Here is a 25,768-nt window from a genome sequence, read left to right as displayed (position 1 = left end):
ATCGAATCAGCGGGCGAGCTCTTCCTTGAGCGCCTGAAGGAAGCCGTCCACGTCCTCTTCCTGGGTGTCGAAGCCGCACATCCAGCGCACATCGCCGGCCGCCTCGTCCCAGAAATAGAAGCGGTAACGCTTCTGCAGCCGCCGCGAGACCTCGTGCGGCAGCCGCGCGAAGACCGCGTTCGCCTGCACCGGGTAGAGGATCTCCACACCGTCCGTCTCGCGCACGCCCGCGGCCAGCCGCTGCGCCATCGCGTTGGCCTGCCGGGCGTTGCGCAGCCACAGGTCCTTGGCGAGCAGCGCTTCCAGCTGCACCGACACGAACCGCATCTTCGACGCGAGCTGCATCGACATCTTGCGGATGTGCTTCATCTGCCGGACCGCGTCCGGATTGAGCACCACCACGGCCTCGCCGAACATCATGCCGTTCTTGGTGCCGCCGTACGACAGCACGTCCACGCCGACCGCGTTCGTGAAAGCGCGCATCGGCACGTCGAGCGCCGCGGCGGCGTTGGCTATCCGGGCGCCGTCGAGGTGCACCTTCATGCCGAGGCCGTGGGCGTGATCGCAGATGGCCTTGATCTCGTCCGGGGTGTAGACCGTGCCGAGTTCGGTGTTCTGGGTGATCGAGACGACCTGGGGCATGGCCCGGTGCTCGTCCTCGAATCCCCAGGCCTCCTGGTCGATCAGCTCGGGGGTGAGCTTGCCGTCGGGGGTGGGCACGGCGAGCAGCTTGATGCCCGCCATCCGCTCGGGCGCGCCGCCCTCGTCCACGTTGATGTGGGCGGTCTTGGCGCAGATCACGGCGCCCCACCGGTCGGTCATGGCCTGCAGGGCGACGACATTGGCGCCCGTGCCGTTGAAGACCGGGAAGGCTTCCGCGTACGGCCCGAAGTGGCTGCGGATGACCTTCTGCAGGTGCTCGGTGTACTCGTCCTCGCCGTACGAGACCTGGTGGCCGCCGTTGGCCAGCGCGACGGCCGCGAGGACCTCGGGGTGGACCCCCGCGTAGTTGTCGCTCGCGAAGCCGCGCACCGCCGGATCGTGGTGCCGCCGGGCATCGGTCTTCCCGGCATCGGTTCTCACGGTTGCGGAGTGAGCCACAGACGCTGTCCGTTCACATCGGTGGCGGGCCGCTCCCAGACGCCGGCGATGGCCTCGGCCAGCTCCTTGACGTCGGTGAAGCCCGCGAACTTCGCATTGGGACGCTCGGCGCGCATCGCGTCGTGCACCAGTGCCTTGATGACCAGGATCGCAGCTGCCGCTCCGGGGCCCTCGTCACCCCCCGCCTTGCGGAAGGAATCCGCCATGGCCAGGGTCCAGGCCTCGGCGGCCGCCTTGCCCGCGTTGTACGCGGCGTTGTTGGCGACCGGCTTGTGCGCGCCGGACTGGCTGACCAGGACGAAGCGTCCGCGGTCGCTGCGCAGCAGTCCGTCGTGGAAGGCGAGCGAAGTGTGCTGGACCGTGCGGATGAGGAGCTTCTCCAGGAAGTCCCAGTCCGCGAGGTCGGCGTCGGTGAAGGTCTTGCTGCCGCGCCAGCCGCCGACGAGGTGGACGAGACCGTCGATCCGGCCGAACTCCTTCTCGGTCCGGTCGGCCCACGCCTTGGTCGCGCCGAGGTCGAGCAGGTCCACGGTGTCACCGGTGACGGTGGCACCGCCGTGGGCGTAGCGCGCCGCGTCCACGGCCTCGGCGAGGCGCGCCGGATCGGCGTCGGCCGCCACGACCACCGCACCCGCTTCGGCGAGGCGGAGCAGAGTGGCGCGGCCGGCGGGCCCGCCGGCCCCGGCCACCGCCACCACCGCTCCGTGCAGCTTTCCGTTGCCGTTCCCGGAGCCGTTCATCTGTGCAGCCTCCTGAGGGCGAGTGCTCACGCGGCGGCCCGATCGGCGTGCTCCGCGTTGCGGGCCGTGATGCCCTTGGTCGAAGCGATCACGCCCTTGAGCTTCTTGGCGAGGGCCTCAAAGAACATGCTGAGCGGAAACTCGTCCGGAAGCACGTCGTCGACGAGCTTGCGCGGCGGCTGCGTCATGTCCAGGGCGTCGGGACCCTTGGCCCACTTGGAGCCCGGGTGCGGGGCGAGGTACGTCGAGACCAGCTCGTACGCCTTGAACCAGTGGACGAGCTTCGGGCGGTCGATGCCGGCCCGGTAGAGGTCCTCGATCTCGCCGCACAGCTGGTTGGTGACCTGCGGGGCACGCATCCAGTCGATCTTCAGCGTGTTGTCCGTCCAGCGCACGACGTCGTGCTTGTGGAGGTACGCGAAGAGCAGCTGGCCGCCGAGGCCGTCGTAGTTGCGGTTGCGGTCGCCCGAGACCGGGAAGCGGAACATCCGGTCGAAGAGGACGGCGTACTGCACGTCACGGCCGTGCTCGTTGCCCTCGGACTCCAGCTTCACAGCCTCCTTGAAGGCGGTGAGGTCGCAGCGCAGCTCCTCCAGGCCGTACATCCAGAACGGCTGGCGCTGCTTGATCATGAAGGGGTCGAACGGCAGGTCACCGTGGCTGTGGGTGCGGTCGTGGACCATGTCCCACAGGACGAACGCCTTCTCGCAGCGCTCCTGGTCGGTGACCATGGCGGCGATGTCGGCGGGCAGCTCGACGCCCAGGATGTCGACGGCGGCCTCGGTGACCTTGCGGAAGCGGGCGGCCTCGCGGTCGCAGAAGATTCCGCCCCAGGTGAAGCGCTCGGGGGCCTGGCGCACCGCGATGGTCTCCGGGAACAGCACGGCGGAGTGGGTGTCGTAGCCCGCGGTGAAGTCCTCGAAGGTGATGCCGAGGAAGAGCGGGTTGTCGTAGCGGGTGCGCTCGAGTTCGGAGAGCCACTCGGGCCACACCATCTTGAGCACCACCGCCTCCAGATTGCGGTCCGGGTTGCCGTTCTGGGTGTACATCGGGAAGACGACGAGGTGCTCGAGACCGTCGGCGCGCTCCGCGGCCGGCTGGAAGGCCAGGAGGGAGTCGAGGAAGTCCGGCACCTGGAAGCCGCCCGCGGCCCACTTGCGCAGGTCGTCCACGAGCGCCTGGTGGTAGGCGGTGGCGTGCGGGAGCAGCGGGGACAGCGTCTCGACGGCGCGGATCACGCGCCCGACGGCAGCCTCGGCGGTGTGCTGGGCGGGTGCGCCCTCGGCCTCGAAGCTGATGGACCCGTCCGCCGACTGCCAGGGGCGGATCTCCTCCACGGCGGCCTTGAGCTCGGGCCACGCGGGGTGGTCGACCACCCGCGCCCCGGCGGTTATCACGGCACCGCCGTCACCCGGCACAAGAGTTTCCGTCATGTCACTTCCTCCACAGGAGAACCTCACGTCCAGGCAGCGTAAACGTGTCAGGCTCTTCCGCTCAAGTGGTAACTCGGGAAATTATCCTGCGCGACCCCCCGATTCACCGAAAGTCTTCCCGTTCGCCAGGGTGGAACGCATGCCTCCGCCCAGTCCCTCCATGGCCTGTCGGGCCTCCGGCAGCACCGTCGGCGGCGCCGGGAAGCCGTGAAACATCCCGGGACGGACGTCGAGGACGAAAGGGACTCCGCTCTCCGCCGGCCTGCGGTGGTGCGCCCGCCCGTCGTCCCGCGGCGGATCCCGCCCGGCGGCGGTCATGCGGGCGGACGGCGGGCCGGCGAGGTCCACGGGCAGCGGCGGGGCCGTCGGATGCCCGCCGCCGGCGCCCGGGCCGAGGCGCTGTTCCCAGAACCGGTCGTCGGCGTTGATCCGGTACGGCTCGCCGCCCCGGGCGGCGTGATCAAGCTCGCCGGTCCGGTCCGGCCGATGCCCCGACGCCTGGAAGCCGGCCCCGTCGGCCGGGCGGGCGTGGCACCGGTACGGGCAGCGGACGCAGCGCCGCGTCCCTCCCCCGGACGGGTTCGTCATCGGGCCGGCGCCGCGGGTCTGGCCCGGACGCCTCGCCGAGCCGGAGCGGCTGCGCGCGACGGTCGGGGAGCAGATGGCGCGCACCCGGCCGAACTGGCGGCCGTAGGGAAGGTGACGGAGCACGCGGGCGGCCTGCGCTGGAGCGACGGGCGGCACCTGGCGGAACGGGAACTCGCGCAGGCCCTCCCGCACGATCTCGCCGGCCTCGCGCGCGACCGGGAGGACCCCGCTCCGGCCGCGGTCACCGAGGCCTGGGCCGGGCTGGTCAAGGCGGCCGGGACACGCCCACGCCCGGGTGACGCGACGGGACCGCCACCCGGCGCGGGCGGGCGCACAACCCCGGCGGGAAGCGGCCGTTGGGCCCCTGCGGGGCCTTGCACGGGCGGTCCCTTCGCGCGGTCGGCGCACTAGCATGCGTCCTCACCGCGCGCGGCCGGTCGGGACACCGCGACCGCGCGGGGAGCCGCCGTCGACGGAAGCGAGAGAACCTTGACTTTCCTCACCATCGGTCACCGCGGGGTCATGGGTGTCGAACCGGAGAACACCCTGCGGTCGTACCTCCGAGCGGAACGTTCCGGCATGGACGCCATCGCCCTGGATCTCCGACTGAGCAAGGACGGCGCCCTCGTCGCCCTGCACGACCCCGAGGTGGACCGCACCACCGACGGCTCGGGCGCCGTCTCCGACCTGACGCTGGACGAACTGCGCGGGCTGGACGCGGGCGAGGGCGAGCGCGTGCCGGTCTTCGAGGACGTCCTGGACGCGGTCCGGATCCCGCTCCAGGCGTCGGTACGGGACCGGGCCGCCGCCGGAGCGCTCGCGGAACTGCTCCTGCGCCGCGACCTCACGGCCCGCGTGGAAGTGGCCTCCCCCGACGACGCGCTGCTGGCCGAGACGGCGCGGCGGGTGCCGGGCGTGCGGACCGCGCTGTTCGCGGACTCCCTCGGCGACGGCGCCGGGGACCTGGTGGCACGGGCGCGGACCGCGGGCACGGCGGCGATCGCCGCGGACATCCGGCGGCTCACCCTGGAGGGCGTGGAGACGGCGCACGCGGCCGGGCTGCGGGTGACCGGCCGGGCCGTGAACACCCTGGACCAGCTGCGGCTCGCGCGGGCGCTCGGCCTGGACGGCGCGGTCACCGACTTCCCGGAGATCCGCAGCACGGGCCGCTTCACCGCATAGCCGGTCCGGCTACAGCGACTTGACCAGCAGTTCGAAGGCCAGGTCGTCGCGGAGCGGGACGCCGAAGCGCTCGTCGCCGTAGGGGAAGGGGCTCAGCTCGCCGGTGCGCCGGTAGCCGCGGCGCACGTAGTAGGCGATGAGCTCCTCCCGTACGTTCACCACCGTCATGCGCATCTCCCTGGCGCCCCACGTCTCGCGGGCGCGGCGCTCGGCCTCGGCCAGGATCTCCTTGCCGAGGCCCGCGCCCTGGAGCCCGGGACGGACCGCGAACATTCCGAAGTAGGCGTGGTCGCCACGGTGTTCGAGCTGGCAGCAGGCGACGAGCTCACCGGCGCGCTCGACGACCACCAGGGTGCTGTCCGGGGTCTCGATGATCTGGCGGACTCCGTCCGCGTCGGTGCGCCGCCCTTCCAGGTGGTCGGCCTCCGTGGTCCAGCCGCCGCGGCTGGCGTCACCGCGGTACGCCGACTCGACGAGCGCCACCAGTTCCGTCACGTCCGCCTCCTCGGCGGTGCGGAAGCTCAGGGCTGCGGGGTTGGCGGTCGACATCGGGGGCTCCGTTCTGCGCGGTGGTATATGACATGCCCGGTACGGCTCCCGAGAGCGTATCCCGGGGCCGCACGAGGACAACCCGGCCGGGGCTGCGTGCGGGCCGCCCGGGACGGGCATCTCTTCCCGTGACGCCGACGAACCGGGAGGTTCCGCCGTGCACGGTTCCACCATGTCCGCATCCGCCTCCGTCTCCTCCTGGCTGCTCGTCCTGCTGTGCGCGGTGAGCGGCGCGTACTGCCTCGGGCAGGTGCGCAGATCGGGCGCCGGGGCCGCCGGGGAGGCCGTGATGGGGTTCGGCATGGCGCTGATGGCGGTGCCCGTCGGCGTCCGTGACGGGTGGCAGGCCCTCGTGCTCGGGGTGGTCTTCTGCGCCGCCGCCCTGCACGCCCTGTGGATGCTGCGGGGAGGCGTGCACCACGCGCACCACCTGGTCGGTTCGCTGGCCATGGCCTACATGACGCTGACCGCGGCCGCGGGGTCCGGGCACGGCGCTGGGCTGCCCCTGGTCACCGGGGTACTGCTCCTCTACTTCGCGGGGTACGTCCTGCTCGGCGGGGCCCGGCTGGTGGCGGCGGGCGGGGGCGCGCACCCGGTCGCCTCCGCGGGCGGCCCGGTACCCGGCCCCGGGAGGGCGGCCGAGCTGACCCGCGCCTGCCGACTGGCCATGGGGACGGCGATGCTGGCGATGCTGCTCACGATGTGACGACGGCGTCCCACGTGTCCTGCGTCACCAATCCCCCGAGGCCGTACCCGCAGGTAGCCCCCCGCTCATAGGCTGGTGGCCATGATGGTCCCCGCCGCACTCCTGCTGCTCGGCGCTCTGACCGCGGTGCTCGCGCCCCGCCTGCTGGGCCGGGCCCGATGGCCCGAGCGTGAACCGGTCGTCGCCCTGTGGGTGTGGCAGTGCGTGGTGGGGGCGGTGCTGCTGTGCCTCGGACTGTCGATGCTGCTGAGCGCGGCGGCCGCTTGGCAGGTGGTCCGGGAGCGGCTCTTCGCCGCCGCCCCGCACGGGGTGGTCGACGCGTACGCCCTGGGCGCGTCCGGAGGTCCCTGGGCCGCCGGTACGGCGCTCGCGCTGGCGGGCGGGGCGCTGTGGACCGGGACGATGCTGGCCCGGGAGGTGCTGCGGGCGCGGGCCCGGCGGCGCACCCAGGGCACCGAACTGCTCAGGCGGGCCCCGCTGTTGCCCGGGGAGGACCCGGCGGGGGCGCGGCTCGTCGTCCTGGAGGGGCAGCGGCCGGACGCCTGGTGGCTGCCCGGGGCGGCCCCGCAGCTGGTCGTCACGACGGCGGCGCTGGGCCGGCTGAAGGGGAGCCAGCTCGATGCCGTGCTCGCGCACGAACAGGGGCACGCGGCGGCCCGGCACGACTGGCTGCTGCACTGCTCACGGGCCCTGGCCGGGGGTTTCCCGCAGGTACCCGTCTTCGCGGCTTTCGAGGCGGAGATGCACCGCCTCGTCGAGCTGGCCGCCGACGACGTGGCCTCGCGGCGGTACGGACGCCTCACCATCGCGCTCGCCCTGGTCGAACTGAACGAGGACCGCGGGGCGTTCGGGCCCTCCGCCGCCCCGCAGGCGCACGTCCAGGAGCGGGTGGCCCGGCTGCTGTCGGCCGCTCCCCGGCTGTCCGCGATGAACAGGCTGCGACTGACGGCGCTGGGGACACTGGTCCCGGCCGTACCGCTGCTGGTGGCCTTCGTTCCGGGTCTGAGCGCCCTCGCGTAGCGCGCCCGTCCGGCACCGGCTCGCCCGCCGGTGGCAGGATCCCCGTATGCGGAACGATCACTTGCGCCGGGCGGGCATCGGCTGCGCGCTGCTCGCGGCCGTGCTGACGGCGCTGGTGGTGGCGGGGTGGCGGCCGCTCCTGTCGTACGACGACCAGGTCGCCCGGGACCTGCACGGTCATGCCGTCGCCCATCCCGGGGTCACCCACACGATGCGGATCCTCTCCGACTGGGTGTGGGACCCCTGGACCATGCGGGCCCTGGCCGCCGTCGCCTGCGTGACGCTGTGGTGGCGCGGCGACCGGGAGCGGGCGGTGCGGGTGGCGCTGGCGACGCTGGTGGCCACGGTGGTGCAGCAGGGGGTGAAGGGGCTGGTGGGACGGGGGCGCCCGGTGTGGCCGGACCCGGTGGATTCGGCCCACTTCTCGGCCTACCCGTCCGGCCACGCGATGACGGCGGCAGTGGTGGCGGGGCTGCTGCTCTGGTTGCTCCCGCGGGCGGCTCCCGCCCGGTGGGCGGGTACCGCCTGGGCGGTGGCCGTCGTCTCCGTGATCGGGGTCGGTTTCACCCGTCTCTACCTGGGGGTCCACTGGATGACGGACGTGGTGGCGGGCTGGCTGCTGGGCGTGGCCGTGGTCGCCCTCGCGACATCCGTCTCCGTACGCCGGCCGGGGTCCGGCCGCGCCGGACCGTGAGGGGCGGCATGCCCGGCCGGTGTGCCTGCCCTGGGCGATCCCCCGTTTCACCCAGAGCAGGCGACTCCGCGCGCTGAGTATATTGGCTCTGAGCCAGTCAACGCAGGAGTAAGCATGTCCCCGCGCAGCGCATCGGTCAATGAAGAATTGCGCAGACGTTCCCGCGAGCGGCTGCTCCACGCCACGGTCGAGCTCGTCGCCGAACGGGGCTACGAGGCCACGACGCTCGGCGACATCGCCGACCGGGCGGGTGCCGCGCGCGGCCTGGTCTCGTACTACTTCCCGGGCAAGAGGCAGTTGCTGCAGTCGGCCGTACACCGGCGGATGCACCTCACCCTGGCGGTGGCGCTGGAGCGCGAGCCCCTGCCCACCGGCGAGGACGCGGGGCGCGAGCGGCTGGCCCGGGCCATCGACGCGATCCTCGGTCTGGCCCGGGACGAGCCGCGGCTGATGCGCACGCACATGGCGGGCATCCTCCAGGCCGAGGGCTTCGTCCAGTGCGCGGAGCAGCAGCGGCTCGCCGAACTGCTGCGGGACACCGTCGCCCGGTACGGCTCGACGGACGTGGACGTGGACTATCCCCTGCTGCGGGCGTTGCTGATGGGCGCCGTGGTGGCGGTCCTGCTGCCGGGCGCGCCGATGCCGGCGGCCCGGCTGCGGGCCGAGCTGTTCCAGCGCTACGGGCTGGACTGGGAGCTCGGTGTCCCGCCGGACGGCGGGCCGCCCGGCGGAACGTCTCCTTCACACCCTCAGCCCCCGGGTGTCGAGGGCGTCAGTGGTACTCGGGCTGACTCTGCACGTTGAGCCGGTCCAGCCACACCCGCCTCGCGCTCGCGGTGCGCCAGTCGTCCAGCCGCAGCACGTCGAGGCCCTTGGCGATGTCGTTCGAGTAGATGTGCCCGTTGTAGTAGTACGCCGACCAGGACCCGCCGAGTCCGAGCTTGTCCGTGGTCAGCGGGCCGCGTTCGAAGTACCCGATCTCCTTGGGCTGCGCGGAGTCGGTGAACTCCCACACCGAGACACCACCCTGGTACCAGGCCTGCACCATGATGTCGCGGCCACCGCCGACCGGGATCAGCGAGCCGTTGTGGGCCACGCAGTTCTCGGTGTCGGCCTGGTGCCGCGGGATCTTGAAGTAGCTGCGGAAGGCGAGCTTGCGCTGGTCCCCGCTGCCGGTGATGTCGTAGATCCCGTCGGCGCCCCGGTGGGGACCGGTGGCCTCGTTGCAGGTGGGGCCGCCACCGCCGCCGAGTTCGTCGGTGAACACCACTTTGTCCGCCCGCTCGTTGAAGGTGGCGGAGTGCCAGAACGCGAAGTTCACGTTGTCCTGCACCCGGTCGATGACCCGCGGCTGCTCGGGCTTGCTGATGTCGAAGAGGATGCCGTCGCCCATGCAGGCGCCGGCCGCCAGGTTCTTGGACGGCAGCACGGTGATGTCGTGGCAGCCGGTGGTCTTGGAGACTCCGGGGTTGGTGGGAGCGCCCGGGTTGCCGCCGTCGGGGAACAGGATCGGGAAGGCGACGACCGCGGCCTGCGTCGGCGCCTTCTTCGGGACCTTCACCACCGAGATGCCGTCGTGCGGGGGCTTGCAGTCGGGGAAGGCCTCGTTCGGTGAGTACGAGGCGACGTAGAGGTAGATGTCACGGCCGCCCGGCACCAGGGTGTGGGTGTGGGATCCGCAGTTGGTCTCGACGGACTTGATGTACTTGGGGTTCTTCTTGTCCTTGATGTCGAAGATCTTGATGCCCTCCCACGAGGACTTCTCCGTCGCGGGCTGCGAGACGCTGTTGCAGGAGTCGTCGCTGCGCGAGGAGTCGGTGGAGAGGAAGAGCAGGTCCCCGTAGACGGAGACGTCGTTCTGTCCGCCGGGGCACAGCACCTGGGTGACGGTCTTCGGCGCCTTCGGGTTGGCGATGTCGTAGATCGTGAAGCCGTTGTAGTTGCCCGCGTAGGCGTACCTGCCCTGGAAGGCCAGGTCGGAGTTGATGACGGCGGGGTCGGCACTGGGGATGTTGGCCAGGGGCTTGATGTTGGCGCTGTGCACGATCTCGTCCTGGCCGGGGATCTCGCCGGGGGCGAGCTCCCTGCCGTCGACGGGGCTCGCGCTGTGCTGGTTGCCGTTACCGGGCGATAAGTCACCCGGGTCGGGGGTGGCGGCCGCCGGTCCGGCGGTCACGAGCGCGGTGAGGAGCCCGGCCGCCGCGACGGCCGCTCCCACCCTTGCGCTGCGCGCTCTCGTGGTGTGGAACGAGCTCAACGTGCCCTCCCAAGGGAGTCCGATCGGTTCCGGTCGACAGGGGAACGGAACCAGGACCCCGGCAGTATCTTCCTTTCCATGGACATGGCAAAAGACCCCCGGGGCCGCAAGGCCTTACGCGCGCGGCTCGGCCCGCTCGCCGCAGCGGCCGCGGCCGCCGGTCTCGTGCTGGCACTCGCCGGCTGCCAGGGGGACGACCGGGCGGAGGGTTCCGAGGACGGACGCCCCGTGGTCGTCGCTCCGGGCAAGCCGGGCGAGAAGGCCCGCACGCTCACCCCCGAACAGGCCGCGAAGGAAAAGCCCGACGACAGCCCGAACGCCGCCGACCACGCGTACGTCCAGAACATGATCGAACATCACCGGCAGGCCCTGACGATGAGCGCGCTGGCGCCGGACCGGGCCTCGGCGGAGGGCGTCAAGCGGCTGGCGGAACGGATCACCGCCGCGCAGCAGCCCGAGATCGCGGCGATGGAGAAGTGGCTGACCCTCCATCCGGCGCCGTCGGCGAGCGCCGGCGGACCCGGGCACGACCACGGCGCGATGCCGGGCATGGCGACCGAACAGCAGCTGAAGGAGCTGTCCGGCGCCGCGGGAGCCGACTTCGACCGGCTCTTCCTGAAACTGATGACCGCCCACCACGAGGGCGCCCTGAAAATGGCCGGCGAGGCGCTGACCGGCGGCAACAACGTCGCGGTCGAGGAGATGGCCACGGAGGTGGTGGCCACGCAGAGCGCAGAGGTCCACCGGATGCGCGCGATGGGCTGACTGCCGGGGTAGCCGGTGTCATGCTGGGACCACCTGCGGGAGGAGCTCCGCCGTGCTTCGTGTCGCCGTCGTCGGATCGGGCCCCAGCGGGGTCTACGCGGCCCAGACGCTGGTCCAGCAGCGCGAGGTGCCCGGAGTGCGGGTCGACGTGCTCGACCGGCTGCCCGCTCCGTACGGGCTCGTGCGGTACGGGGTGGCGCCGGACCACGAGAAGATCAAGTCGCTGCAGGGCAGCCTGCGCACCGTGCTGGAGGACGAGCGGATCCGCTTCCTCGGGAACGTCGAGGTCGGCGGCGAGCTGCTGCCCACGCAGCGGCTGTTGGAGCTCTACCACGCGGTGGTGTACTGCGTGGGCGCGGCCCGGGACCGGCTGCTGGGGATCCCCGGCGAGGAGCTGGCCGGCGTGCATTCCGCGACGGCCTTCGTGTCGTGGTACAGCGGGCACCCGGACGCCGCCGCCGAGGTGTTCGACCTGACCGGGGTGGACTCGGCGGTCGTGGTCGGCGCGGGCAACGTCGCGGTGGACGTGACGCGGATCCTGGCCCGCGGCGCGGCGGAGCTGGCGCCGACCGACATGCCGCAGCCGGCGCTCGGCGCGCTCGCGGACAGCGGGGTGCGGCGGGTGGCGATGGTGGCCCGGCGCGGCCCTTCGCAGGGCAAGTTCACCACCAAGGAGCTGCGGGAGCTGGGGACGCTGCCGGACGTGGACGCCGTGGTGGACCCCGCCGAGGCGGCCCTCGACCCGGTGTACGGGGATCCTGCGGCGGCCGCGGCGCTGCCCGCGGTGGCGCGGCGGAACCTGGAGGTGCTGCGCGGCTGGGCAGAGGCCGGCCCGGGCCACGCGCCGCGCCGCATCGCCCTGCGGTTCTACCTGCGGCCGGTGGAGGTGCTCGGCGGGCCCGGGGGCCGGGTGACCGGCGTGCGTTTCGAGCGGACCGCCCCGGACGGCCGTGGCGGTGTGACCGGGACCGGTGTGTACGAGGACGTCGGGGCGCAGCTGGTCCTGCGTTCGGTGGGGTACAAGGGCGTCCCGCTGGCAGGTCTGCCCTTCGACCCGGACAAGGGCACGGTCCCGCACGCGGCGGGCCGGGTCGTGCGCGCGGGCCGGGCCTCGGTCGGCGAGTACGTGGCGGGCTGGATCAAGCGCGGTCCGACGGGAGTGATCGGCACGAACCGGCCCTGCGCCAAGGAGACGGCGTCCTCGCTGCTCCAGGACGCGGGGAGGCTGGCCCGGCGCGAACTGCCCGCCGGGGACCCCCTGGACGCGATGCGGGCGGCGGGCCTGCGGCCGGTGGAATGGCCGGGCTGGCAGGCCATCGAAGCGGCCGAGTCCGAGCTCGGCCGCTCACTGGGCCGCCGTTCGGTCAAGATCCCCGACTGGCAGGGGCTGCTGGACGCCGCCGGACTCAGGTGAGGATCCGGACCGGCCGCGCGTCCTCGGCGGCCGCCGCGGCGAGGACGCTGTCGAGGAGGCCGGGGAAGAGGTCCTCCAACTCGGTGCGGCGCAGGGCGTTGAGCTTGGTGGTGCCGCGGTAGGTCTGGCGCACGAGGCCGCTCTCCCGCAGGACGCGGAAGTGGTGGGTGGTCGTCGACTTGGTGACGGGCAGGTCGAAGTGCGAGCAGGCCAGTTCCGTGGCGGAGCCGGCCAGGTCCCGGACGATGGAGAGCCGCAGCGGGTCGGAGAGCGCGTGCAGGACGCCCTCCAGCCGGATCGCCGCCGCCTCGGGGTGGGCGAGGGCGCGGGCCGTGTCACGTTCCGTCATGTCCTTGCTCCGCTCGCTCGGCTGCCCCGGCCCCCATGGTACGAGAGTCGTCGTAGGAACAGGGCGGGTGCGGCTCGTGCGGCTCCGGCACGGGGCGCCGGAGCCGCACCGGCTTCACCAGGACCGGTGGTACTGGTCGGGCGTACGGAGCTCCGCGCCGAGTTCGACGGCAGCGCGGCGGGCCCAGTACGGGTCGCGCAGCAGTTCGCGGCCCAGCAGGACGGCGTCGGCCTCGCCGTTGGCCAGGATCTTCTCGGCCTGCTCCGGTTCGGTGATCAGACCGACGGCGGCCGCGGGGAGGCCGGTCTCCGCCTTGACCCGCGCGGCGAACGGCACCTGGTAGCCCGGGCCGACCGGTATCTCCACCCTGGGGGCCAGGCCCCCGGTGGAGACGTCGAGGAGGTCCACGCCGTGCTCCTGGAGCAGCCCGGCCAGGCGGACCGTCTCGTCGGCGGTCCAGCCGTCCTCCTCCAGCCAGTCGGTGGCGGAGATCCGGAAGAACAGCGGGAGCTCCTGCGGCCACACCGCCCGTACGGCGTCCACGACTTCGAGGGCGAGGCGGGTGCGGTTCTCGAACGAGCCGCCGTACGCGTCGGTGCGCTTGTTGCTGAACGGGGAGAGGAACTCGCCGATGAGGTAGCCGTGGGCGCCGTGGATCTCGACGATCTCGTAGCCCGCGGCCAGGGCGCGCTCGGCGGCGGCCGCGAACTGGCCGACGATCCCGGTGATCTCATCGGCCGTCAGCTCGTGGGGCGCCGGGCGGTCCGCGTCGAACGGCACGGCGCTCGGGGCGACCGGCAGCCAGCCGTGCGCCTCGGGCCCGACCGGGCCGCCGCCCTTCCAGGTCCGGTCGGTGGAGGCCTTGCGTCCGGCGTGCGCGATCTGGATGCCGGGAACGGCGCCCTGGGCCTTGAGGAAGGAGGTGATCCTTCGCAGCGCCTCGACCTGGGTGTCGTTCCAGATGCCGAGGTCATAGGGGGAGATCCGGCCTTCCGGGGAGACGGCGGTGGCCTCCTGGATGATCAGGCCCGTGCCGCCGACGGCGCGGGCGGCGTAGTGCGCGAAGTGCCAGTCGTGCGCCACGCCCGCGGCCGGGCCGGTGGGCTCGGCGCTGTACTGGCACATCGCGGCCATCCACACGCGGTTCGGGATGGTGACCGAGCGAAGCGTGTAGGGAGCGAACAGGGCAGCGAAACCAGCGGGGGCAGCACTCATCAGGGCTCTCCAGGACGTCACCGGGCCGCCGGGACCGGCGGCTAAGTACGAGAATCACCGTACTACGAATCTCTTCGTACTACGAGACCTCTCGTACTAGCGCGTCGAGCTCCGCACGCAGCGCCTCCGCCAGCGCGGGCAGGTCCGGGACGGCTGCCGCGTCCGCCACGAGGCCGTAGTGGACCGTTCCCTTGTACGTGGAGACCGCGACGGCCAGGGACTGCCCGCGGGCCAGCGGGGCGAGCGGGTAGACCTCGCCGACCCGGCTCCCGCCGAGCGAGAAGGTCAGACCGGGCAGCGGGACGCTGGTGACCAGGATGTCGAAGAGCAGCCGGGCGGCCTGGGCGACGAGCGGTCCGCCGAGGCGGTGGCCGAGCGGGTGGACGTGGTCGGCGAGCAGGGCGACGGCCCCGGCGCCGCGGGCGGGTCCGGCGTCCTTGTTGCGGTCCATGGCGGCCCGGACGCGGTCCAGGCGCAGCAGCGGGTCCCGCTCGGCGAGCGGAAGCCGCAGCAGGTAGCCGGAGAGCCGGTTGCCGCCGCCGGTTCCGGGTCTGCCCCGGCGGGACACGGGGATCAGGGCGCGGGGGCCCGGTCCGCTGGGCGCCGGCTCGCCGCGGCCCTCCATCCAGCGCCGCAGCGCGCCGGCGACCAGGCAGATGAGCACGTCGTTGACGGTGCCGCCGGCGGCCTTGCGGACCAGGCTGACCTCGTCGAGGTCGAGGGCGAGGCCCGCGACCGTACGGGACCCCGCGCCGGGGCCAGCGGTGAGGACCGGGGGGACCCCGAGCGGCAGCCCGGCGCGGGCCACGGCGGCGCCGATCTCCAGGGCCTGGCCGACGTCCTGGACGCGGGCCGCGAGGATTCCGGAGAGCCGGCGCAGGACCGGGGCGGCCTGCGGGCCGGGGCCGGGACCGCCGGTCCGACGCGGAGCGGGGCGCGGGGCCGGGCCCGACGGCGGACGCAGGGACGCGCCTTCGTCGAACAGCGCCGCGGCCAGGGCGAGCGCGCCGAGCCCGTCGGCGAGGGCGTGGTGGAACTTGAACAGCACCGCGAAGGAGTCCGGGTCCGGCCCGGCCAGTACGTGCGCCTCCCAGGGCGGCAGGCTCCGGTCCAGCGGCCGGGCCATCAGCGGTCCCGCGGCCTCGTGCGGCGGGACCCGCGTGGGCACGAGGAAGACGTGGCGCGCCGGGTCGAACCCCGGGTCCGGCGACCACGCGGCCGCGCCGACCGGCAGCAGGACGTCCCGGATCCGGCGGCGCAGGCCGGGTACGCCGGCGCAGCGGGCGGTGAGCAGCTCCGCGGCGTGCTCGGCGGCCCCGGGCCCGGCGGCCCTGAAGACGGCCAGCGCGCCGAGGTGCATGGGGTGGGCGGCGGATTCGATCCGCCAGAAGGCGAGGTCGAGCGGGGACAAATGCTCCGTGGCCACGTACATCCTCTCGCGTGCGGCAGCAGTGGCCTGAAGTCAATCTATTCGGAACATCTCCACGCAAGCAGCGATCGTTTCCGGCGGGTAAATGATCGGTATTAATCGGCCGCCCGGAACCCCGCGCCGCCGCCGGGGCGCTGTCAGTGGGCGGGTGCAGACTGACCGGGAAGAGACGGACAGCTCGGAGAACACGACCACCCCGAAGACATGGACGACGAAGTCCGGAGGTGCCGGCCATGGCCGACGTACTGCTGCTCGTGGGTACCTGCAAGGGGCTCTTCATCGGCCGCCGCCGGGGCGAGGGGCGCTGGGAGTTCGACGGGCCCCATTTCAACGCCCAGGCGGTCTACGCGGCCGCCGTCGACCGGCGGGGCCCGGTACCCCGGCTGCTGGTCGCCGGGGACAGCTCGCACTGGGGGCCGTCCGTCTTCAGCTCCGACGACCTCGGGGCGACCTGGAACGAGCCCGCCGAGGCCGCGGTGAAGTTCCCCAAGGACACCGGCGCCTCGCTGGAGCGCGTCTGGCAGCTCCAGCCGGCCGGGCCCGAGGCCCCGGACGTGGTCTACGCGGGGACGGAACCGGCCGCGCTGTTCCGCTCGACCGACCGGGGCGCGACCTTCGAGCTGGTCCGCCCGCTGTGGGAGCACCCCAGCCGGGGCAGCTGGCAGCCGGGCGGCGGCGGCGAGGGGCTGCACACGGTGATCACCGATCCGCGCGACGCGGACGCCGTGACGGTGGCCGTCTCCACCGCCGGGGTGTTCCGGACGAAGGACGGCGGGTCCAGCTGGGAGCCGTCCAACGACGGGGTGTCGGCCGTCTTCCTGCCCGATCCGCACCCCGAGTTCGGCCAGTGCGTGCACAAGATCGCCCAGGACTCCGGGAACACCGACCGGCTGTACCTGCAGAACCACTGGGGCGTCTACCGCAGCGACGACGCCGGGGCCCGGTGGACCGACATCGGCGGCGGACTGCCCTCCGACTTCGGCTTCGCGGTGGCCGCCCACCCGCACCGGCCGGACACCGCCTACGTCTTCCCGCTCAACGCCGACTCCGACCGGGTCCCGGCCGAGCACCGGTGCCGGGTCTTCCGCACGCGGGACGCGGGCGCCAGCTGGGAGCCGCTGTCGCACGGCCTGCCCGCCGGGGACCACTACGGCACGGTGCTCCGCGACGCCTTGTGCACGGACGACGCGGACCCGGCGGGCGTCTACTTCGGCAACCGCAACGGCGAGCTCTACGCCAGCCACGACGACGGCGAGAGCTGGCGGCTGCTGGCCGGGCACCTGCCCGACGTGCTGTGTGTGCGGGCGGCGACGATCGGCCAGTAGAGTGATCCACCGTGGCAGCAAGACCGTTGAACGAGATCGTCGAGCCGGGCTGGGCCCGGGCTCTGGAGCCGGTGGCGGGTCAGATCGCCGCGATGGGCGACTTCCTGCGCGCCGAGATCGCGGCGGGCAGGACCTACGTCCCGTCCGGGGCGAACGTCCTGCGCGCTTTCCAGCAGCCCTTCGACGAGGTCAAGGTGCTGATCGTGGGCCAGGACCCGTACCCCACCCCGGGGCACGCGGTGGGCCTGTCCTTCTCGGTCTCGCCCGAGGTGCGGCCGGTGCCGCCGAGCCTCGACAACATCTTCCTGGAACTGCACCGGGACCTCGGCACCGGCCGGCCCGCGAACGGTGACCTCACCCCGTGGACCCGGCAGGGCGTGCTCCTGCTCAACCGCTCGCTCACCACCGCGCCCCGCAGGTCCAACGCCCACCAGGGCAAGGGCTGGGAGGCCGTGACGGACCAGGCCATCCGGGCCCTCGCCGCGCGCGGCAAGCCACTGGTGTCCATCCTGTGGGGCCGGGCGGCCCGCAACCTGCGGCCGTTGCTCGGCGAGCTGCCGGTGGTGGAGTCCTCCCACCCCTCCCCCAAGTCGGCCGATTACGGATTCTTCGGATCCAGGCCGTTCAGCAGGACGAACGAGCTGCTGGTGGGCCAAGGTTCACAGCCCGTGGACTGGCGCTTGCCGTCCGTCAGTTGACGGTATCTGCCATTCACCGGATAAATACGGACAGATACCCCAAGAGATGGCCCTGCCCGAACACCCGGTTCCGATAAGCCAGTAGCATGCGGCGCCATGAGCTCCCCCACTGGGCCCGCAAATGGCCTGCCCGTACGAATGCCGCGACCCCGCCAGACCGGACGGCACCGCCGGCCCGAGCCCGCGGCGGCGCCCGAGGGCGCGCCCGCGCTGGTGCTCGCCGTGCCCGGTGCCCCCTCGGCCGCCTCGCGGGGGCTGGCGGAAGAGATCATCAGCATCGGTCGGTCCGAGCTGCCGGGCCTCGACGCCCGGATCGGCTTCCTCGACGGTGACGACGCCTCCGAGTTCCCGTCCCTGTCCGGCGTGCTGACCGCCGTCGCGACCGAGCGGGTCGCGCGCGCGGAGTTCGCCCGCGCCGCCGGCCACGAGGTGCCCGCGCCGACCGGCCCGGACGCCGTGGTGGTCCCGCTGCTGGCCGGCCCCGACGGTGATCTGCTCCGCCGGGTCCGCCAGGCGCTGATGGACTCCTCGGCCGCCGCCGAGCTGGCCGACGTACTCGGCCCGCACCCGCTCCTCGCCGAGGGCCTGCACGTGCGGCTGTCCGAGGCCGGCCTGGCCCGCGCCGACCGCGCCCGGCTCTTCACCGTGACCACCGCCGCAGACGGCATCGTCCTGGCCACCACGGGTGGCGAGGAGGCCGTACAGGCCGCCGGGATCACCGGGATGTTGCTCGCCGCCCGGCTCGCCGTGCCGGTCATGGCGGCCGCGCTCGACGAGGAGGGCTCGGTGGCCGCGGTCGCCGAGCAGCTGCGCCGCGAGGGCTCCACGCAGGTCGCGCTCGCCCCGTACCTGATCGGCCCGGAGGCCGCCGACGGCCTGCTGGACAGCGCCTGCAAGGACGCCGACTGCAGCGCCGCCGAGGTGCTCGGCGCGTACCCCGCGCTCGGCAAGCTCGCCGTCGCGCAGTACGCCGCGGCTCTCGGGATCACCCAGGGCGCCGCCACGCACTGAACCGCCCGCCACGACCTGAAGGGCCCCCGCCGTCGGCGGGGGCTCTCGGCGTCCGCGGACCTCAGACGGACCGGCCGAAGACCACGCAGGTGGCCGCCGGCACCGCCACCGAGCCGGCCTCGCGCGGCTGCCCGGTCAGGGGGTCGAGGTCGAACCAGGTGACGTCTCCCGAGTGCTCGTTGGCCGCGTACAGGCGGCGCCCCGAGGGGTCGGCGGCGAGGTCGCGCGGCCAGCTGCCGCCGCAGCCCACGACACCGGTGAGCTGCGGCTTCTCGGCGCCTCCGGCGAGGGAGAGGGTGGCGATGGTGTCGGTGCCGCGGATGGCGGCCCAGACGAAGCGGCCGTCGGCCGAGGCGACGACCGCCGAGGGATAGGCCCGCACGGCCCCCGACGGGCCCGCGGAGGCCACCGGAACCTCTCCGACCGGTTCCAGTCGCCCGGAGACCGCGTTCCACCGGCAGACGGTCAGCTGCGGCTCCAGCTCGTGCAGTACGTACGCCACCGTGCCGTCCGGGTGGAAGGCGAGGTGGCGGGGTCCGGTCCCGGCCCGCAGCGCGGTCTCGGCGTGCAGCCGCGGTTCCCCGGTTTCCGGATCGAGCGCGCAGACCCGGACGGAATCGGTGCCGAGGTCGACGCTGAGCACCCAGCGGCCGCTCGGGTCGGGCAGCACCTGGTGGGCGTGCGGCCGCTCCTGGCGGTCGGCGTCGATGCCGCAGCCGTGGTGTGCGAGCACGGCGGCGGGCCCCTCCGGGCGGCCGTCGGCGGCGAGCGGGAGGCTGCTGACGCTGCCGGAGGTGTAGTTGGCGGTGAGCAGCCGGCGCCCGGCCAGGCTGAGGTGGGTGGGACCGGAGCCGCCGACGTCGACGGGCGGGCCGAGGGGCGCCAGGCCCGCGGCGGTGGGCGTGAAGGCGGTCACCGTCCCCCGTCCGGTCTCGCTCACCGCGTAGAGCACGCCGGTGTCCCGGGCGAGCGTGAGGTACGAGGGGTCCGCCACGGCGGCGCCCGTGGCCGCGATCGGGGTCAGGGCTCCCGTGGCCGGATCGACGGCCGCGGTGGTGACACCGCGGCCGCCCCCGGAGGTGAACGAGCCGATGTAGGCCCGGTGTCCGCCGTCTTGGTCCGTGCTGTCCGCGCCGCCCACGGGAGGCCCCTCTCCGCTTTCGGATCCGTCCGGGGCGACGGTAACGGAAGGGTCTAGACCAAGTCCCGCCCCTGGGCCCGGTCCTGTGCGCCGGAGTGGTGGACGTACGCGGTATTGCTGCGGCGGTCCTCGTAGGTGCGGTGGAAGACCGGGGTCGCGGCGCCGGAGATCGGCGGCACGATCCAGGACCAGTCCGCGCCCACCTCGCGGCCCTTGCGCTCCTCCCGTGCCATGTGGGACAGGAAGCGCCGGGACTCGGAGTGGTGGTCGGCGATGGTGACCCCCGCGCGGTCGAAGGAGTGCAGGACCGCCCGGTTGAGCTCGACGAGCGCGCGATCCTTCCACAGCGAGCGGTCGCTGGAGGTGTCCAGGCCGAGGCGGCGCGCGACGGCGGGCAGGAGGTTGTACCGGTCGGTGTCGGCGAGGTTGCGGGCGCCTATCTCGGTGCCCATGTACCAGCCGTTGAACGGGGCGGCCGGGTAGTGGATGCCGCCGATCTCCAGGCACATGTTGGAGATGGCGGGCACGGCGTGCCAGCGCAGCCCCCAGTCCGCCCAGCCCTCGTCCTCGGGGTGGCCGATCGGGACCTCCAGGACGGCGTCCGCCGGGGTGTCGAACCAGCGGGGCTTGTCGTCGACGCCCTGGACCACCAGCGGCAGGAGGTCGAAGGGGGTGCCGGCGCCGCCGGTCCAGCCGAGCCGGAGCAGGGCCTCGGTGAGCGGGGCGTTGCGCGCGTCGCCGACGGTGACGGAGTGGTGGTCCCCGTATCCGGCGTACCGGACCAGCTGCTCGCTCCAGATCAGCGGTCCGGGGCGGTCCGGGGCGGCCGGGGCGAAGACCGTGATCGTGGGCCGGATCCGGCCGCCGTTGGTCGCCTCGCGCAGGTGCCCGAAGCATGCGTCGGCGATCTCGGCGCCTTCGGTGAGCTCCCGGCGGTCACGGACCCGCAGGGAGTTCCAGTAGAGCCTGCCTATGCAGCGGTTGCTGTTGCGCCAGGCCACGCGGGCCCCGTGGACCAGCTCCTCGGGCGAGTGCCGGTAGGTGCCGGTCTCCGCGAGCTCGGCCCGCACGGCGGCGAGCCGGGCACGCGGATCACCGGCGCCCTGGTTCTCCCGGTGGAAGAGCCGGATGAACTCCTCGGCCGCTTCCCACACCTGAGCGGTGGTGGAGCGCTGTTGAAGTATTTCCATTCCGGGCGGTTACCCCCTGTCCGACCAGATCCACCCTGTACATGCCGGATGAATGTGCAATTCACCATGCCCCGTTGTACGGGTCACAGGTCAGCGTCGTGCGCCAGGCACGTTCGGAACACTCCTCCGAGTGGTCTCCAGGGAACGGACTGCGGGCGCGCCGCCGAACGGCGTACTATCCGCCGGAATCCCGGGGTTGACCCACCGCGCGACGGGTCAGCGGCAGGGCCGGCTCATGAACAGCGCCCGCTCGCCGGCGGCGGGCGTGCCGCCGTACAGGGTGGTGTCGAGGCCGCAGAGGGTGAATCCCATGCGCCGATAGGCGTGCACGGCCGGGGCGTTGACCGAGCTGACCTCCAGCCAGAGGTGATCGGCGCCGCGTTCACGGGCGAACGCGTCCGCGCACTCCATCAGGGCGCGGCCGATGCCGCGGCTGCGATGGCCGGGCGAGACCTCGATGTCCTCGATCGTCAGCCGCCGGTTCCAGGCGGCGTAGCCGACGGCGGCGAAGCCGCACACCCGGCCGCCGTCGAGGGCCACGAAGGTCCGGGCGTCCCCGGCGGTGTCCCGGCCGCCGCCGAGCCCCTGCTCGTCGTGTTCCTCGGGCGGGAACTCCTTGTACAGCGGCGGATCGGCGGGGATCTCGCGGAGCATGAATCCGAAGCCGGATCCGGCGGCGTCCACCTCGAAGACGGTGTCGGTGGTGAAGGAGCCGTCCAGGGCCTCGATGGCTCCCGCGTCCTCGGGGCGGGCGGGGCGGTAGACGATGCCGTCGGCGGAGCCGTGTGCGGTGGTCATGGGATCCACGGTACGCAAAAAATCCCCCGGCGGAATTGACTGCCGAGGGACGGAAGAGCGTATATTTAATGTTTCATGACTTCACCGAAAGCGAAGGCATGAAGAAGCTCACGAGGACACCGTATCGCGCCAGGAGTGCAATTGTCAACCGAGGAATTCCGGAAAGAACAGCAATTCGTCGACGGTCTCTACGCGCGCCTCGATCACCTGCGTGACCAGGCCGAACGTGCCGTCGAGGGGGCATTGCGCGATGTGGGGACCGGGTATCAGGCGCGCCTGGAGCGCGATGTCCTGGTCGCGGAGCAGTCCGGTCTGCTATCCGCGCTGAATGCCGGCGAGAACGGCCTGTGTTTCGGCCGGCTGGAGTTCTCCGACGGCCGCGACCACCACATCGGCCGCATCGGAATCCGCGCGGACGACGCCGAGCGCACGCCACTGGTCCTGGACTGGCGGGCGGACGTGGCCCGCCCGTTCTACCTCGCCACCGGCCACACCCCCATGGGGCTGCGGCGCCGCCGCCACATCAGCAGCCGGGGGCGGGCCGTGACCGGCCTGCACGACGAGATCCTCGACCTGACCGACGCGGAGCGCACCGGGTACGAGGGCGCCGACGCGGACGCCGTGCTGCTCGCCGCCCTCGATGCGGCCCGGACCGGCCGGATGCACGACATCGTGCGCACCATCCAGGCCGAACAGGACCGGGTCATCCGGTCCACGCACCGCGGGGTGCTGGTCGTCGAGGGCGGCCCCGGCACCGGCAAGACGGCGGTGGCGCTCCACCGCGCCGCGTACCTGCTGTACGCGCACCGGGAGCTGTTGGCCAAGCGCGGGGTGCTGATCGTCGGACCCGGCCCGGCCTTCCTGGGCTACATCGGCGGGGTGCTGCCCGCGCTCGGCGAGACGGGCGTCCTGCTCGCGACCCCGGGCGAGCTCTTCCCCGGGGTCCACGCGACGGGCACCGACCGCCCCGGGGCGGCCGCGGTGAAGGGCCGGGCCGCGATGGCGGAGGTGCTGGCCCGGGTCGTCGCCGACCGGCAGTGCCTGCCGCAGACGGTGCCGGCGGACACCGGCGAGGAGTACGACACCGTCCCCGAGCCCGCGCTGGAGATCGACCACGACGACTACGGGACCCTGCTGCTGGACCGCACGATGGCGTACGAGGCGCGGGACCGGGCCCGGGCCACCGGACTGCCGCACAACCAGGCGCGTCCCGCCTTCGCCTTCCCGGTCATCGACGCGCTCACGGCGCAGCTCGCCGACCGGCTCGGGGCCGATCCGTACGGCGGACCGAACCTGCTGGGTGCGGACGACGTGGCCCAGCTGGGCAAGGAGATCGCGATGAGCCCCGCGGTGCAGGCCGCGATCGACTCGCTGTGGCCCTCGCTCACGCCCGAGCAGCTCGTCGGCGACTTCCTGGCGGAGCCCACGCACCTGCCCGCGCACGAGACGGAGCTGATCCGGCGCGAGCCGTCCGCGCGGCCGCGGTGGACCCCGGCCGACGTGCCGCTGCTGGACGAGGCGGCCGAACTGCTCGGGGAGGACGACACCGCCCGGCGCGCCGCCGAGGAGCGCGAGCGGCAGCGGCGCATCTCGTACGCGCAGGGCGTGCTGGACCTGTCGCAGGGATCCGAGTCCTACGAGTTCGAGGACGAGGAGAGCGAGTTCCTCGCGGCGCACGACATCATCGACGCCGAGCGGATGGCCGAGCGCCACGAGGAGGCCGACCACCGCAGCGCGGCCGAGCGGGCCGCGGCGGACCGCACCTGGGCCTTCGGGCACGTCATCGTGGACGAGGCGCAGGAGCTGTCGGAGATGGCGTGGCGGCTGCTGATGCGGCGCTGCCCCACCCGTTCCATGACGCTGGTCGGCGATCCGGCGCAGACCGCCGACGAGGCGGGCTGCGGCTCCTGGGAGCGCATCCTCGGCCCCTACGTGGGCGAGCGCTGGGAGCTGGTCCGGCTGGGGGTCAACTACCGGACGCCCGCCGAGATCATGGAGGTGGCGGCGGCCGTACTGCGCGCCCGCGATCCCGGCTTCGAGCCGCCGAGCTCGGTGCGGACCACTGGCGTCCGGCCGTGGGCGCTGGCGGCAGGGAACCTGGCGGAGGCGGTCGGGGAGGCGGTCCGGCGGGAGCTGCCGCAGGAGGGGCGGCTCGCGGTGATCGCGCCGCGGGCGCTGCACGCCCCGCTCGCCGCCGGGCTGCCGGGGGTACGGGCCGGGGCCGAGCCGGACCTGACCCGGGCGGTGGTGCTCCTCGACCCGCGCCAGGCCAAGGGGCTGGAGTTCGACACGGTGATCGTGGTCGAGCCGGCCGACCTCCGGCCGAGCGACCTGTACGTGGCGCTCACCCGGGCCACCCAGGCCCTCGGCGTGGTGCACACCGAGGGCCGGCTGCCGGCGGGCCTGGGCCCGGAGGGGCTGATCAGGCGCTGATGACCAGCGGCGCCCGCGGGTCGGTGCGCAGCGGGGTGGCGAGCGCGACGAGGGCGTGTTCGAGGCCGTGCAGGTGGGCGAGGGCCGGCTCCGCCGGTGCGGGCAGGGCCGGCGTCGTCGGCGCGGGCTCGGGGGCGCCCTGCGGCGCGGTCAGGGCCAGGGCGGCCGCCTCGACGCGCCAGCAGGCGGCGGCCAGCCGGGCGTCGTGCGAGGCCTGCGGGTCGGCGGCCACGGCGACCAGGCCGCGCACCTCCCGGGCGCAGTCGTCGAGCAGCGCCAGGACCTGCCGGGCGCGGGCCTTGCGGGCGCGCAACGGGCTCAGCGGGTGGACGAGGGGCGCCAGGGCCATCCGTACGCGGCCCAGCAGCAGTTCCAGCTCGGCGGCGTGGGGGGCCGGGTCGGCCTCGGGATTTCCGGCGAGGCGGTCCAGGGAGGCCGCGGTGGAGGCGCGCACGCAGTGCAGGGCGCGCTGGATCCAGGCGTCGTTCGCGGCGTGGGTGGTCACCGGGAGGATGATCACGACGGCGAGGGCGGCGCCGAGCGCGCCGATCGCGGTCTCCTGGAAGCGCAGGAGCAGCAGCCCGGGGTGCAGGACGCCGAGGAGCCCGTAGAGCAGCCCGGCCATGACGGTGACGAAGAACATCATCCAGGAGTACGAGGGGGCCGCGGTGTAGAAGATCCCGAAGACGCATACGGCGACGAGGGCGGCGGTCGGCACGGGCGCGCCGTGCAGCGGTACGGCGACGAGCAGCCCGGCGGCGATGCCGGTGACGGTGCCGACGACCCGGCGGAAGCCGCGGACGAGGGTCTCGCCCCGTGAGGCGGTGTTGACGAAGATCCACCAGGCGGTGCCGACGGCCCAGTACCAGCGGTCCTCGGAGAGCGCCTGGCCGATGCCGAGGGCGAAGGTGCAGGCGGCGGTGGCTTGGAAGGCCTGGCGGGTGGTGGGTCGTGCGAGCCCGGTGCCCGGCAGCCCGGGCGGCGCCGCGGCGGGCGGGGTGCGCCGCTCGATGGGCCACAGCGCGAAGCGCACGGCTCCGGCGGCGAGGAGCGCCAGCCCGACGGCCGCGTACAGCTCGGGCAGCTGCCCGGGCCGGGCGTGCAGGAACTGGGTGACGAAGAACATCATGAAGCCGAAGATCCCGAGGGCGTGTCCGCGCGGGCCGAAGCGCCGGGCATAGACCCCGGCGAACACGACGGCGAGGAAGGCGGCGTCACGGGCCAGGGGCACCCCGTGGAGGGTGGTGGCCAGCGCGAGGACGGGGAACCCGGCGACGGGCAGCAGGGCGGTGGTGGCGCGCTGGGCGGGGACGTCGGCGTCGAGCACCGTGAAGAGGGCGAGCAGGGCCGCCAGTCCCCCGGTGATGGAGGCGGTCAGGGAGAGACCGCACAGCTCGGCGAGGGCCACGGCGGCGCCGACGCCGATCACTGCGCGAGCCGAGTTCCTGAGTCTCGAACGCCCCGGATCCGGAGCCACGAACATCCTCTTCACGGCGGTGTGCCGCCCCCCTTGCGATGGTGCGCGCCGGCCGGCGGCCGCCCGGGGGTGGTGGGCGGCGTACGGGCACGGCGAAGGCGCCACGGTCCGGAGCGGCGTCGTTGCCGTCCGGCGCTGCGCGGCGCCGAAAGTACATGGATACGACACAGATAAGCATCTGCGGGCCCGGTGGCTCAACCGGGGCCCCGGTCACTGGGCCATTGGCACAGCGCGGGCGCGCGCTCTTCGGCCG

The 25,768-nt window shown here is 73.4% G+C and carries 24 protein-coding genes; 11 read left to right on the top strand and 13 right to left on the bottom strand.

Annotated elements, in window-relative coordinates:
- Positions 1–6 precede the first annotated feature (6 nt).
- From ACFCZ1_RS00455 to ACFCZ1_RS00440, 4 genes are all read right to left on the bottom strand, one after another.
- Positions 7–1,101 carry a threonine aldolase family protein gene (locus ACFCZ1_RS00455; RefSeq protein ID WP_376676083.1) on the bottom strand — a complete coding sequence of 365 codons (1,095 nt, stop codon included), beginning with the start codon at positions 1,099–1,101 and terminating at the stop codon, positions 7–9.
- Complete coding sequence (locus tag ACFCZ1_RS00450) at positions 1,080–1,841, bottom strand: SDR family NAD(P)-dependent oxidoreductase (RefSeq protein ID WP_376676082.1); 762 nt, start codon at positions 1,839–1,841, stop codon at positions 1,080–1,082. The genes ACFCZ1_RS00455 and ACFCZ1_RS00450 overlap by 22 nt, the downstream gene beginning before the upstream one ends.
- A 26-nt stretch (positions 1,842–1,867) precedes the next feature.
- On the bottom strand, positions 1,868–3,274 hold the full coding sequence (locus ACFCZ1_RS00445; RefSeq protein ID WP_376676081.1) for a DUF6421 family protein: 1,407 nt from the start codon (positions 3,272–3,274) through the stop codon (positions 1,868–1,870).
- Positions 3,275–3,355: 81 nt separating this feature from the next.
- On the bottom strand, positions 3,356–3,985 hold the full coding sequence (locus tag ACFCZ1_RS00440; RefSeq protein WP_376676080.1) for an alpha/beta hydrolase fold domain-containing protein: 630 nt from the start codon (positions 3,983–3,985) through the stop codon (positions 3,356–3,358).
- Between the two features lie 366 nt (positions 3,986–4,351).
- On the opposite strand from ACFCZ1_RS00440, the gene ACFCZ1_RS00435 reads away from it, so the two are divergent.
- Entirely contained in the window at positions 4,352–5,044 is a 693-nt protein-coding gene (locus ACFCZ1_RS00435) for a glycerophosphodiester phosphodiesterase (protein WP_376676079.1), read from the top strand.
- Positions 5,045–5,053: 9 nt separating this feature from the next.
- Here ACFCZ1_RS00435 and ACFCZ1_RS00430 read toward each other — a convergent pair whose 3' ends face one another.
- Positions 5,054–5,593: a GNAT family N-acetyltransferase gene (locus ACFCZ1_RS00430; RefSeq protein ID WP_376676078.1), complete on the bottom strand. Its 540-nt coding sequence runs from the start codon at positions 5,591–5,593 to the stop codon at positions 5,054–5,056.
- A gap of 172 nt (positions 5,594–5,765) precedes the next feature.
- Here ACFCZ1_RS00430 and ACFCZ1_RS00425 point away from each other — a divergent pair, with 172 nt between their 5' ends.
- The 4 genes from ACFCZ1_RS00425 to ACFCZ1_RS00410 all read left to right on the top strand — a co-directional run bounded on the left by ACFCZ1_RS00425 (position 5,766) and on the right by ACFCZ1_RS00410 (position 8,817).
- Positions 5,766–6,299: a DUF5134 domain-containing protein gene (locus ACFCZ1_RS00425; RefSeq protein ID WP_376676077.1), complete on the top strand. Its 534-nt coding sequence runs from the start codon at positions 5,766–5,768 to the stop codon at positions 6,297–6,299.
- A gap of 81 nt (positions 6,300–6,380) precedes the next feature.
- Entirely contained in the window at positions 6,381–7,319 is a 939-nt protein-coding gene (locus ACFCZ1_RS00420; RefSeq protein ID WP_376676076.1) for a M56 family metallopeptidase, read from the top strand.
- A gap of 46 nt (positions 7,320–7,365) precedes the next feature.
- Complete coding sequence (locus ACFCZ1_RS00415) at positions 7,366–8,013, top strand: phosphatase PAP2 family protein (protein WP_376676075.1); 648 nt, start codon at positions 7,366–7,368, stop codon at positions 8,011–8,013.
- Positions 8,014–8,127: 114 nt separating this feature from the next.
- On the top strand, positions 8,128–8,817 hold the full coding sequence (locus ACFCZ1_RS00410) for a TetR/AcrR family transcriptional regulator (protein ID WP_376676074.1): 690 nt from the start codon (positions 8,128–8,130) through the stop codon (positions 8,815–8,817).
- On the opposite strand, the gene ACFCZ1_RS00405 is transcribed toward ACFCZ1_RS00410, so the two are convergent.
- Entirely contained in the window at positions 8,786–10,270 is a 1,485-nt protein-coding gene (locus ACFCZ1_RS00405) for an LVIVD repeat-containing protein (protein WP_376676073.1), read from the bottom strand. The two genes, ACFCZ1_RS00410 and ACFCZ1_RS00405, sit on opposite strands and share 32 nt — an antisense overlap.
- Before the next feature lie 78 nt (positions 10,271–10,348).
- Here ACFCZ1_RS00405 and ACFCZ1_RS00400 point away from each other — a divergent pair, with 78 nt between their 5' ends.
- Together ACFCZ1_RS00400 and ACFCZ1_RS00395 are read left to right on the top strand one after the other, a co-directional pair.
- Positions 10,349–11,035, top strand: coding sequence for a DUF305 domain-containing protein (locus ACFCZ1_RS00400; protein ID WP_376676072.1), 687 nt, complete (start codon positions 10,349–10,351; stop codon positions 11,033–11,035).
- Between the two features lie 52 nt (positions 11,036–11,087).
- Positions 11,088–12,449: an FAD-dependent oxidoreductase gene (locus tag ACFCZ1_RS00395; protein WP_376676071.1), complete on the top strand. Its 1,362-nt coding sequence runs from the start codon at positions 11,088–11,090 to the stop codon at positions 12,447–12,449.
- Here the strand turns inward: ACFCZ1_RS00395 and ACFCZ1_RS00390 are convergent.
- From ACFCZ1_RS00390 to ACFCZ1_RS00380, 3 genes are all read right to left on the bottom strand, one after another.
- Positions 12,442–12,798 (bottom strand): ArsR/SmtB family transcription factor, encoded by a 357-nt coding sequence (locus ACFCZ1_RS00390; RefSeq protein ID WP_376676070.1) that lies wholly within the window; start codon positions 12,796–12,798, stop codon positions 12,442–12,444. The two genes, ACFCZ1_RS00395 and ACFCZ1_RS00390, sit on opposite strands and share 8 nt — an antisense overlap.
- Positions 12,799–12,912: 114 nt before the next feature.
- A complete protein-coding gene (locus tag ACFCZ1_RS00385; protein WP_376676069.1) occupies positions 12,913–14,013 on the bottom strand; it encodes an NADH:flavin oxidoreductase/NADH oxidase in 1,101 nt (366 codons plus the stop codon).
- Positions 14,014–14,092: 79 nt separating this feature from the next.
- Positions 14,093–15,439: a wax ester/triacylglycerol synthase family O-acyltransferase gene (locus ACFCZ1_RS00380; protein WP_376676068.1), complete on the bottom strand. Its 1,347-nt coding sequence runs from the start codon at positions 15,437–15,439 to the stop codon at positions 14,093–14,095.
- Between the two features lie 236 nt (positions 15,440–15,675).
- Between ACFCZ1_RS00380 and ACFCZ1_RS00375 the strand changes: the two genes are divergently transcribed.
- From ACFCZ1_RS00375 to ACFCZ1_RS00365, 3 genes are all read left to right on the top strand, one after another.
- Positions 15,676–16,767, top strand: a complete 1,092-nt coding sequence (locus tag ACFCZ1_RS00375; RefSeq protein WP_376676067.1) for a WD40/YVTN/BNR-like repeat-containing protein — start codon at positions 15,676–15,678, stop codon at positions 16,765–16,767.
- 11 nt (positions 16,768–16,778) lie between these two features.
- On the top strand, positions 16,779–17,465 hold the full coding sequence (locus tag ACFCZ1_RS00370; protein ID WP_376676066.1) for a uracil-DNA glycosylase: 687 nt from the start codon (positions 16,779–16,781) through the stop codon (positions 17,463–17,465).
- Between the two features lie 96 nt (positions 17,466–17,561).
- Complete coding sequence (locus ACFCZ1_RS00365; RefSeq protein ID WP_376676065.1) at positions 17,562–18,476, top strand: sirohydrochlorin chelatase; 915 nt, start codon at positions 17,562–17,564, stop codon at positions 18,474–18,476.
- Between the two features lie 61 nt (positions 18,477–18,537).
- Here the strand turns inward: ACFCZ1_RS00365 and ACFCZ1_RS00360 are convergent, their stop codons facing one another.
- The 3 genes from ACFCZ1_RS00360 to ACFCZ1_RS00350 all read right to left on the bottom strand — a co-directional run bounded on the left by ACFCZ1_RS00360 (position 18,538) and on the right by ACFCZ1_RS00350 (position 21,605).
- Complete coding sequence (locus tag ACFCZ1_RS00360) at positions 18,538–19,617, bottom strand: lactonase family protein (RefSeq protein ID WP_376676064.1); 1,080 nt, start codon at positions 19,615–19,617, stop codon at positions 18,538–18,540.
- Positions 19,618–19,670: 53 nt separating this feature from the next.
- Complete coding sequence (locus tag ACFCZ1_RS00355) at positions 19,671–20,807, bottom strand: nitric oxide synthase oxygenase (RefSeq protein WP_376676063.1); 1,137 nt, start codon at positions 20,805–20,807, stop codon at positions 19,671–19,673.
- Positions 20,808–21,023: 216 nt separating this feature from the next.
- Entirely contained in the window at positions 21,024–21,605 is a 582-nt protein-coding gene (locus ACFCZ1_RS00350; protein ID WP_376676062.1) for a GNAT family N-acetyltransferase, read from the bottom strand.
- A gap of 141 nt (positions 21,606–21,746) precedes the next feature.
- On the opposite strand from ACFCZ1_RS00350, the gene ACFCZ1_RS00345 reads away from it, so the two are divergent.
- Positions 21,747–24,038: a HelD family protein gene (locus tag ACFCZ1_RS00345; protein ID WP_376676061.1), complete on the top strand. Its 2,292-nt coding sequence runs from the start codon at positions 21,747–21,749 to the stop codon at positions 24,036–24,038.
- Here the strand turns inward: ACFCZ1_RS00345 and ACFCZ1_RS00340 are convergent.
- Positions 24,028–25,521 carry an FUSC family protein gene (locus ACFCZ1_RS00340; RefSeq protein ID WP_376676746.1) on the bottom strand — a complete coding sequence of 498 codons (1,494 nt, stop codon included), beginning with the start codon at positions 25,519–25,521 and terminating at the stop codon, positions 24,028–24,030. The two genes, ACFCZ1_RS00345 and ACFCZ1_RS00340, sit on opposite strands and share 11 nt — an antisense overlap.
- Positions 25,522–25,768: the final 247 nt, after the last annotated feature.

The organism is Streptomyces sp. NPDC056224 (assembly GCF_042267665.1).
In the GTDB taxonomy this organism is placed as follows: Bacteria; Actinomycetota; Actinomycetes; order Streptomycetales; family Streptomycetaceae; genus Streptomyces.
The sequence above is the reverse complement of the archived record's forward strand: the minus strand, read 5'-3'. Positions and strand labels throughout refer to the sequence as shown.

Excerpts from the sequence above, each read along its gene's own strand:
- ACFCZ1_RS00375 (WP_376676067.1), top strand. The coding sequence starts at position 15,676 with ATGGCCGACGTACTGCTGCTCGTGGGTACCTGCAAGGGGCTCTTCATC.
- ACFCZ1_RS00450 (WP_376676082.1), bottom strand. The coding sequence starts at position 1,841 with ATGAACGGCTCCGGGAACGGCAACGGAAAGCTGCACGGAGCGGTGGTG.
- ACFCZ1_RS00350 (WP_376676062.1), bottom strand. The coding sequence starts at position 21,605 with ATGACCACCGCACACGGCTCCGCCGACGGCATCGTCTACCGCCCCGCC.
- ACFCZ1_RS00400 (WP_376676072.1), top strand. The coding sequence starts at position 10,349 with ATGGACATGGCAAAAGACCCCCGGGGCCGCAAGGCCTTACGCGCGCGG.
- ACFCZ1_RS00410 (WP_376676074.1), top strand. The coding sequence starts at position 8,128 with ATGTCCCCGCGCAGCGCATCGGTCAATGAAGAATTGCGCAGACGTTCC.
- ACFCZ1_RS00420 (WP_376676076.1), top strand. The coding sequence starts at position 6,381 with ATGATGGTCCCCGCCGCACTCCTGCTGCTCGGCGCTCTGACCGCGGTG.
- ACFCZ1_RS00390 (WP_376676070.1), bottom strand. The coding sequence starts at position 12,798 with ATGACGGAACGTGACACGGCCCGCGCCCTCGCCCACCCCGAGGCGGCG.
- ACFCZ1_RS00445 (WP_376676081.1), bottom strand. The coding sequence starts at position 3,274 with ATGACGGAAACTCTTGTGCCGGGTGACGGCGGTGCCGTGATAACCGCC.
- ACFCZ1_RS00340 (WP_376676746.1), bottom strand. The coding sequence starts at position 25,521 with ATGTTCGTGGCTCCGGATCCGGGGCGTTCGAGACTCAGGAACTCGGCT.
- ACFCZ1_RS00430 (WP_376676078.1), bottom strand. The coding sequence starts at position 5,593 with ATGTCGACCGCCAACCCCGCAGCCCTGAGCTTCCGCACCGCCGAGGAG.
- ACFCZ1_RS00355 (WP_376676063.1), bottom strand. The coding sequence starts at position 20,807 with ATGGAAATACTTCAACAGCGCTCCACCACCGCTCAGGTGTGGGAAGCG.
- ACFCZ1_RS00365 (WP_376676065.1), top strand. The coding sequence starts at position 17,562 with ATGAGCTCCCCCACTGGGCCCGCAAATGGCCTGCCCGTACGAATGCCG.
- ACFCZ1_RS00385 (WP_376676069.1), bottom strand. The coding sequence starts at position 14,013 with ATGAGTGCTGCCCCCGCTGGTTTCGCTGCCCTGTTCGCTCCCTACACG.
- ACFCZ1_RS00425 (WP_376676077.1), top strand. The coding sequence starts at position 5,766 with ATGTCCGCATCCGCCTCCGTCTCCTCCTGGCTGCTCGTCCTGCTGTGC.
- ACFCZ1_RS00415 (WP_376676075.1), top strand. The coding sequence starts at position 7,366 with ATGCGGAACGATCACTTGCGCCGGGCGGGCATCGGCTGCGCGCTGCTC.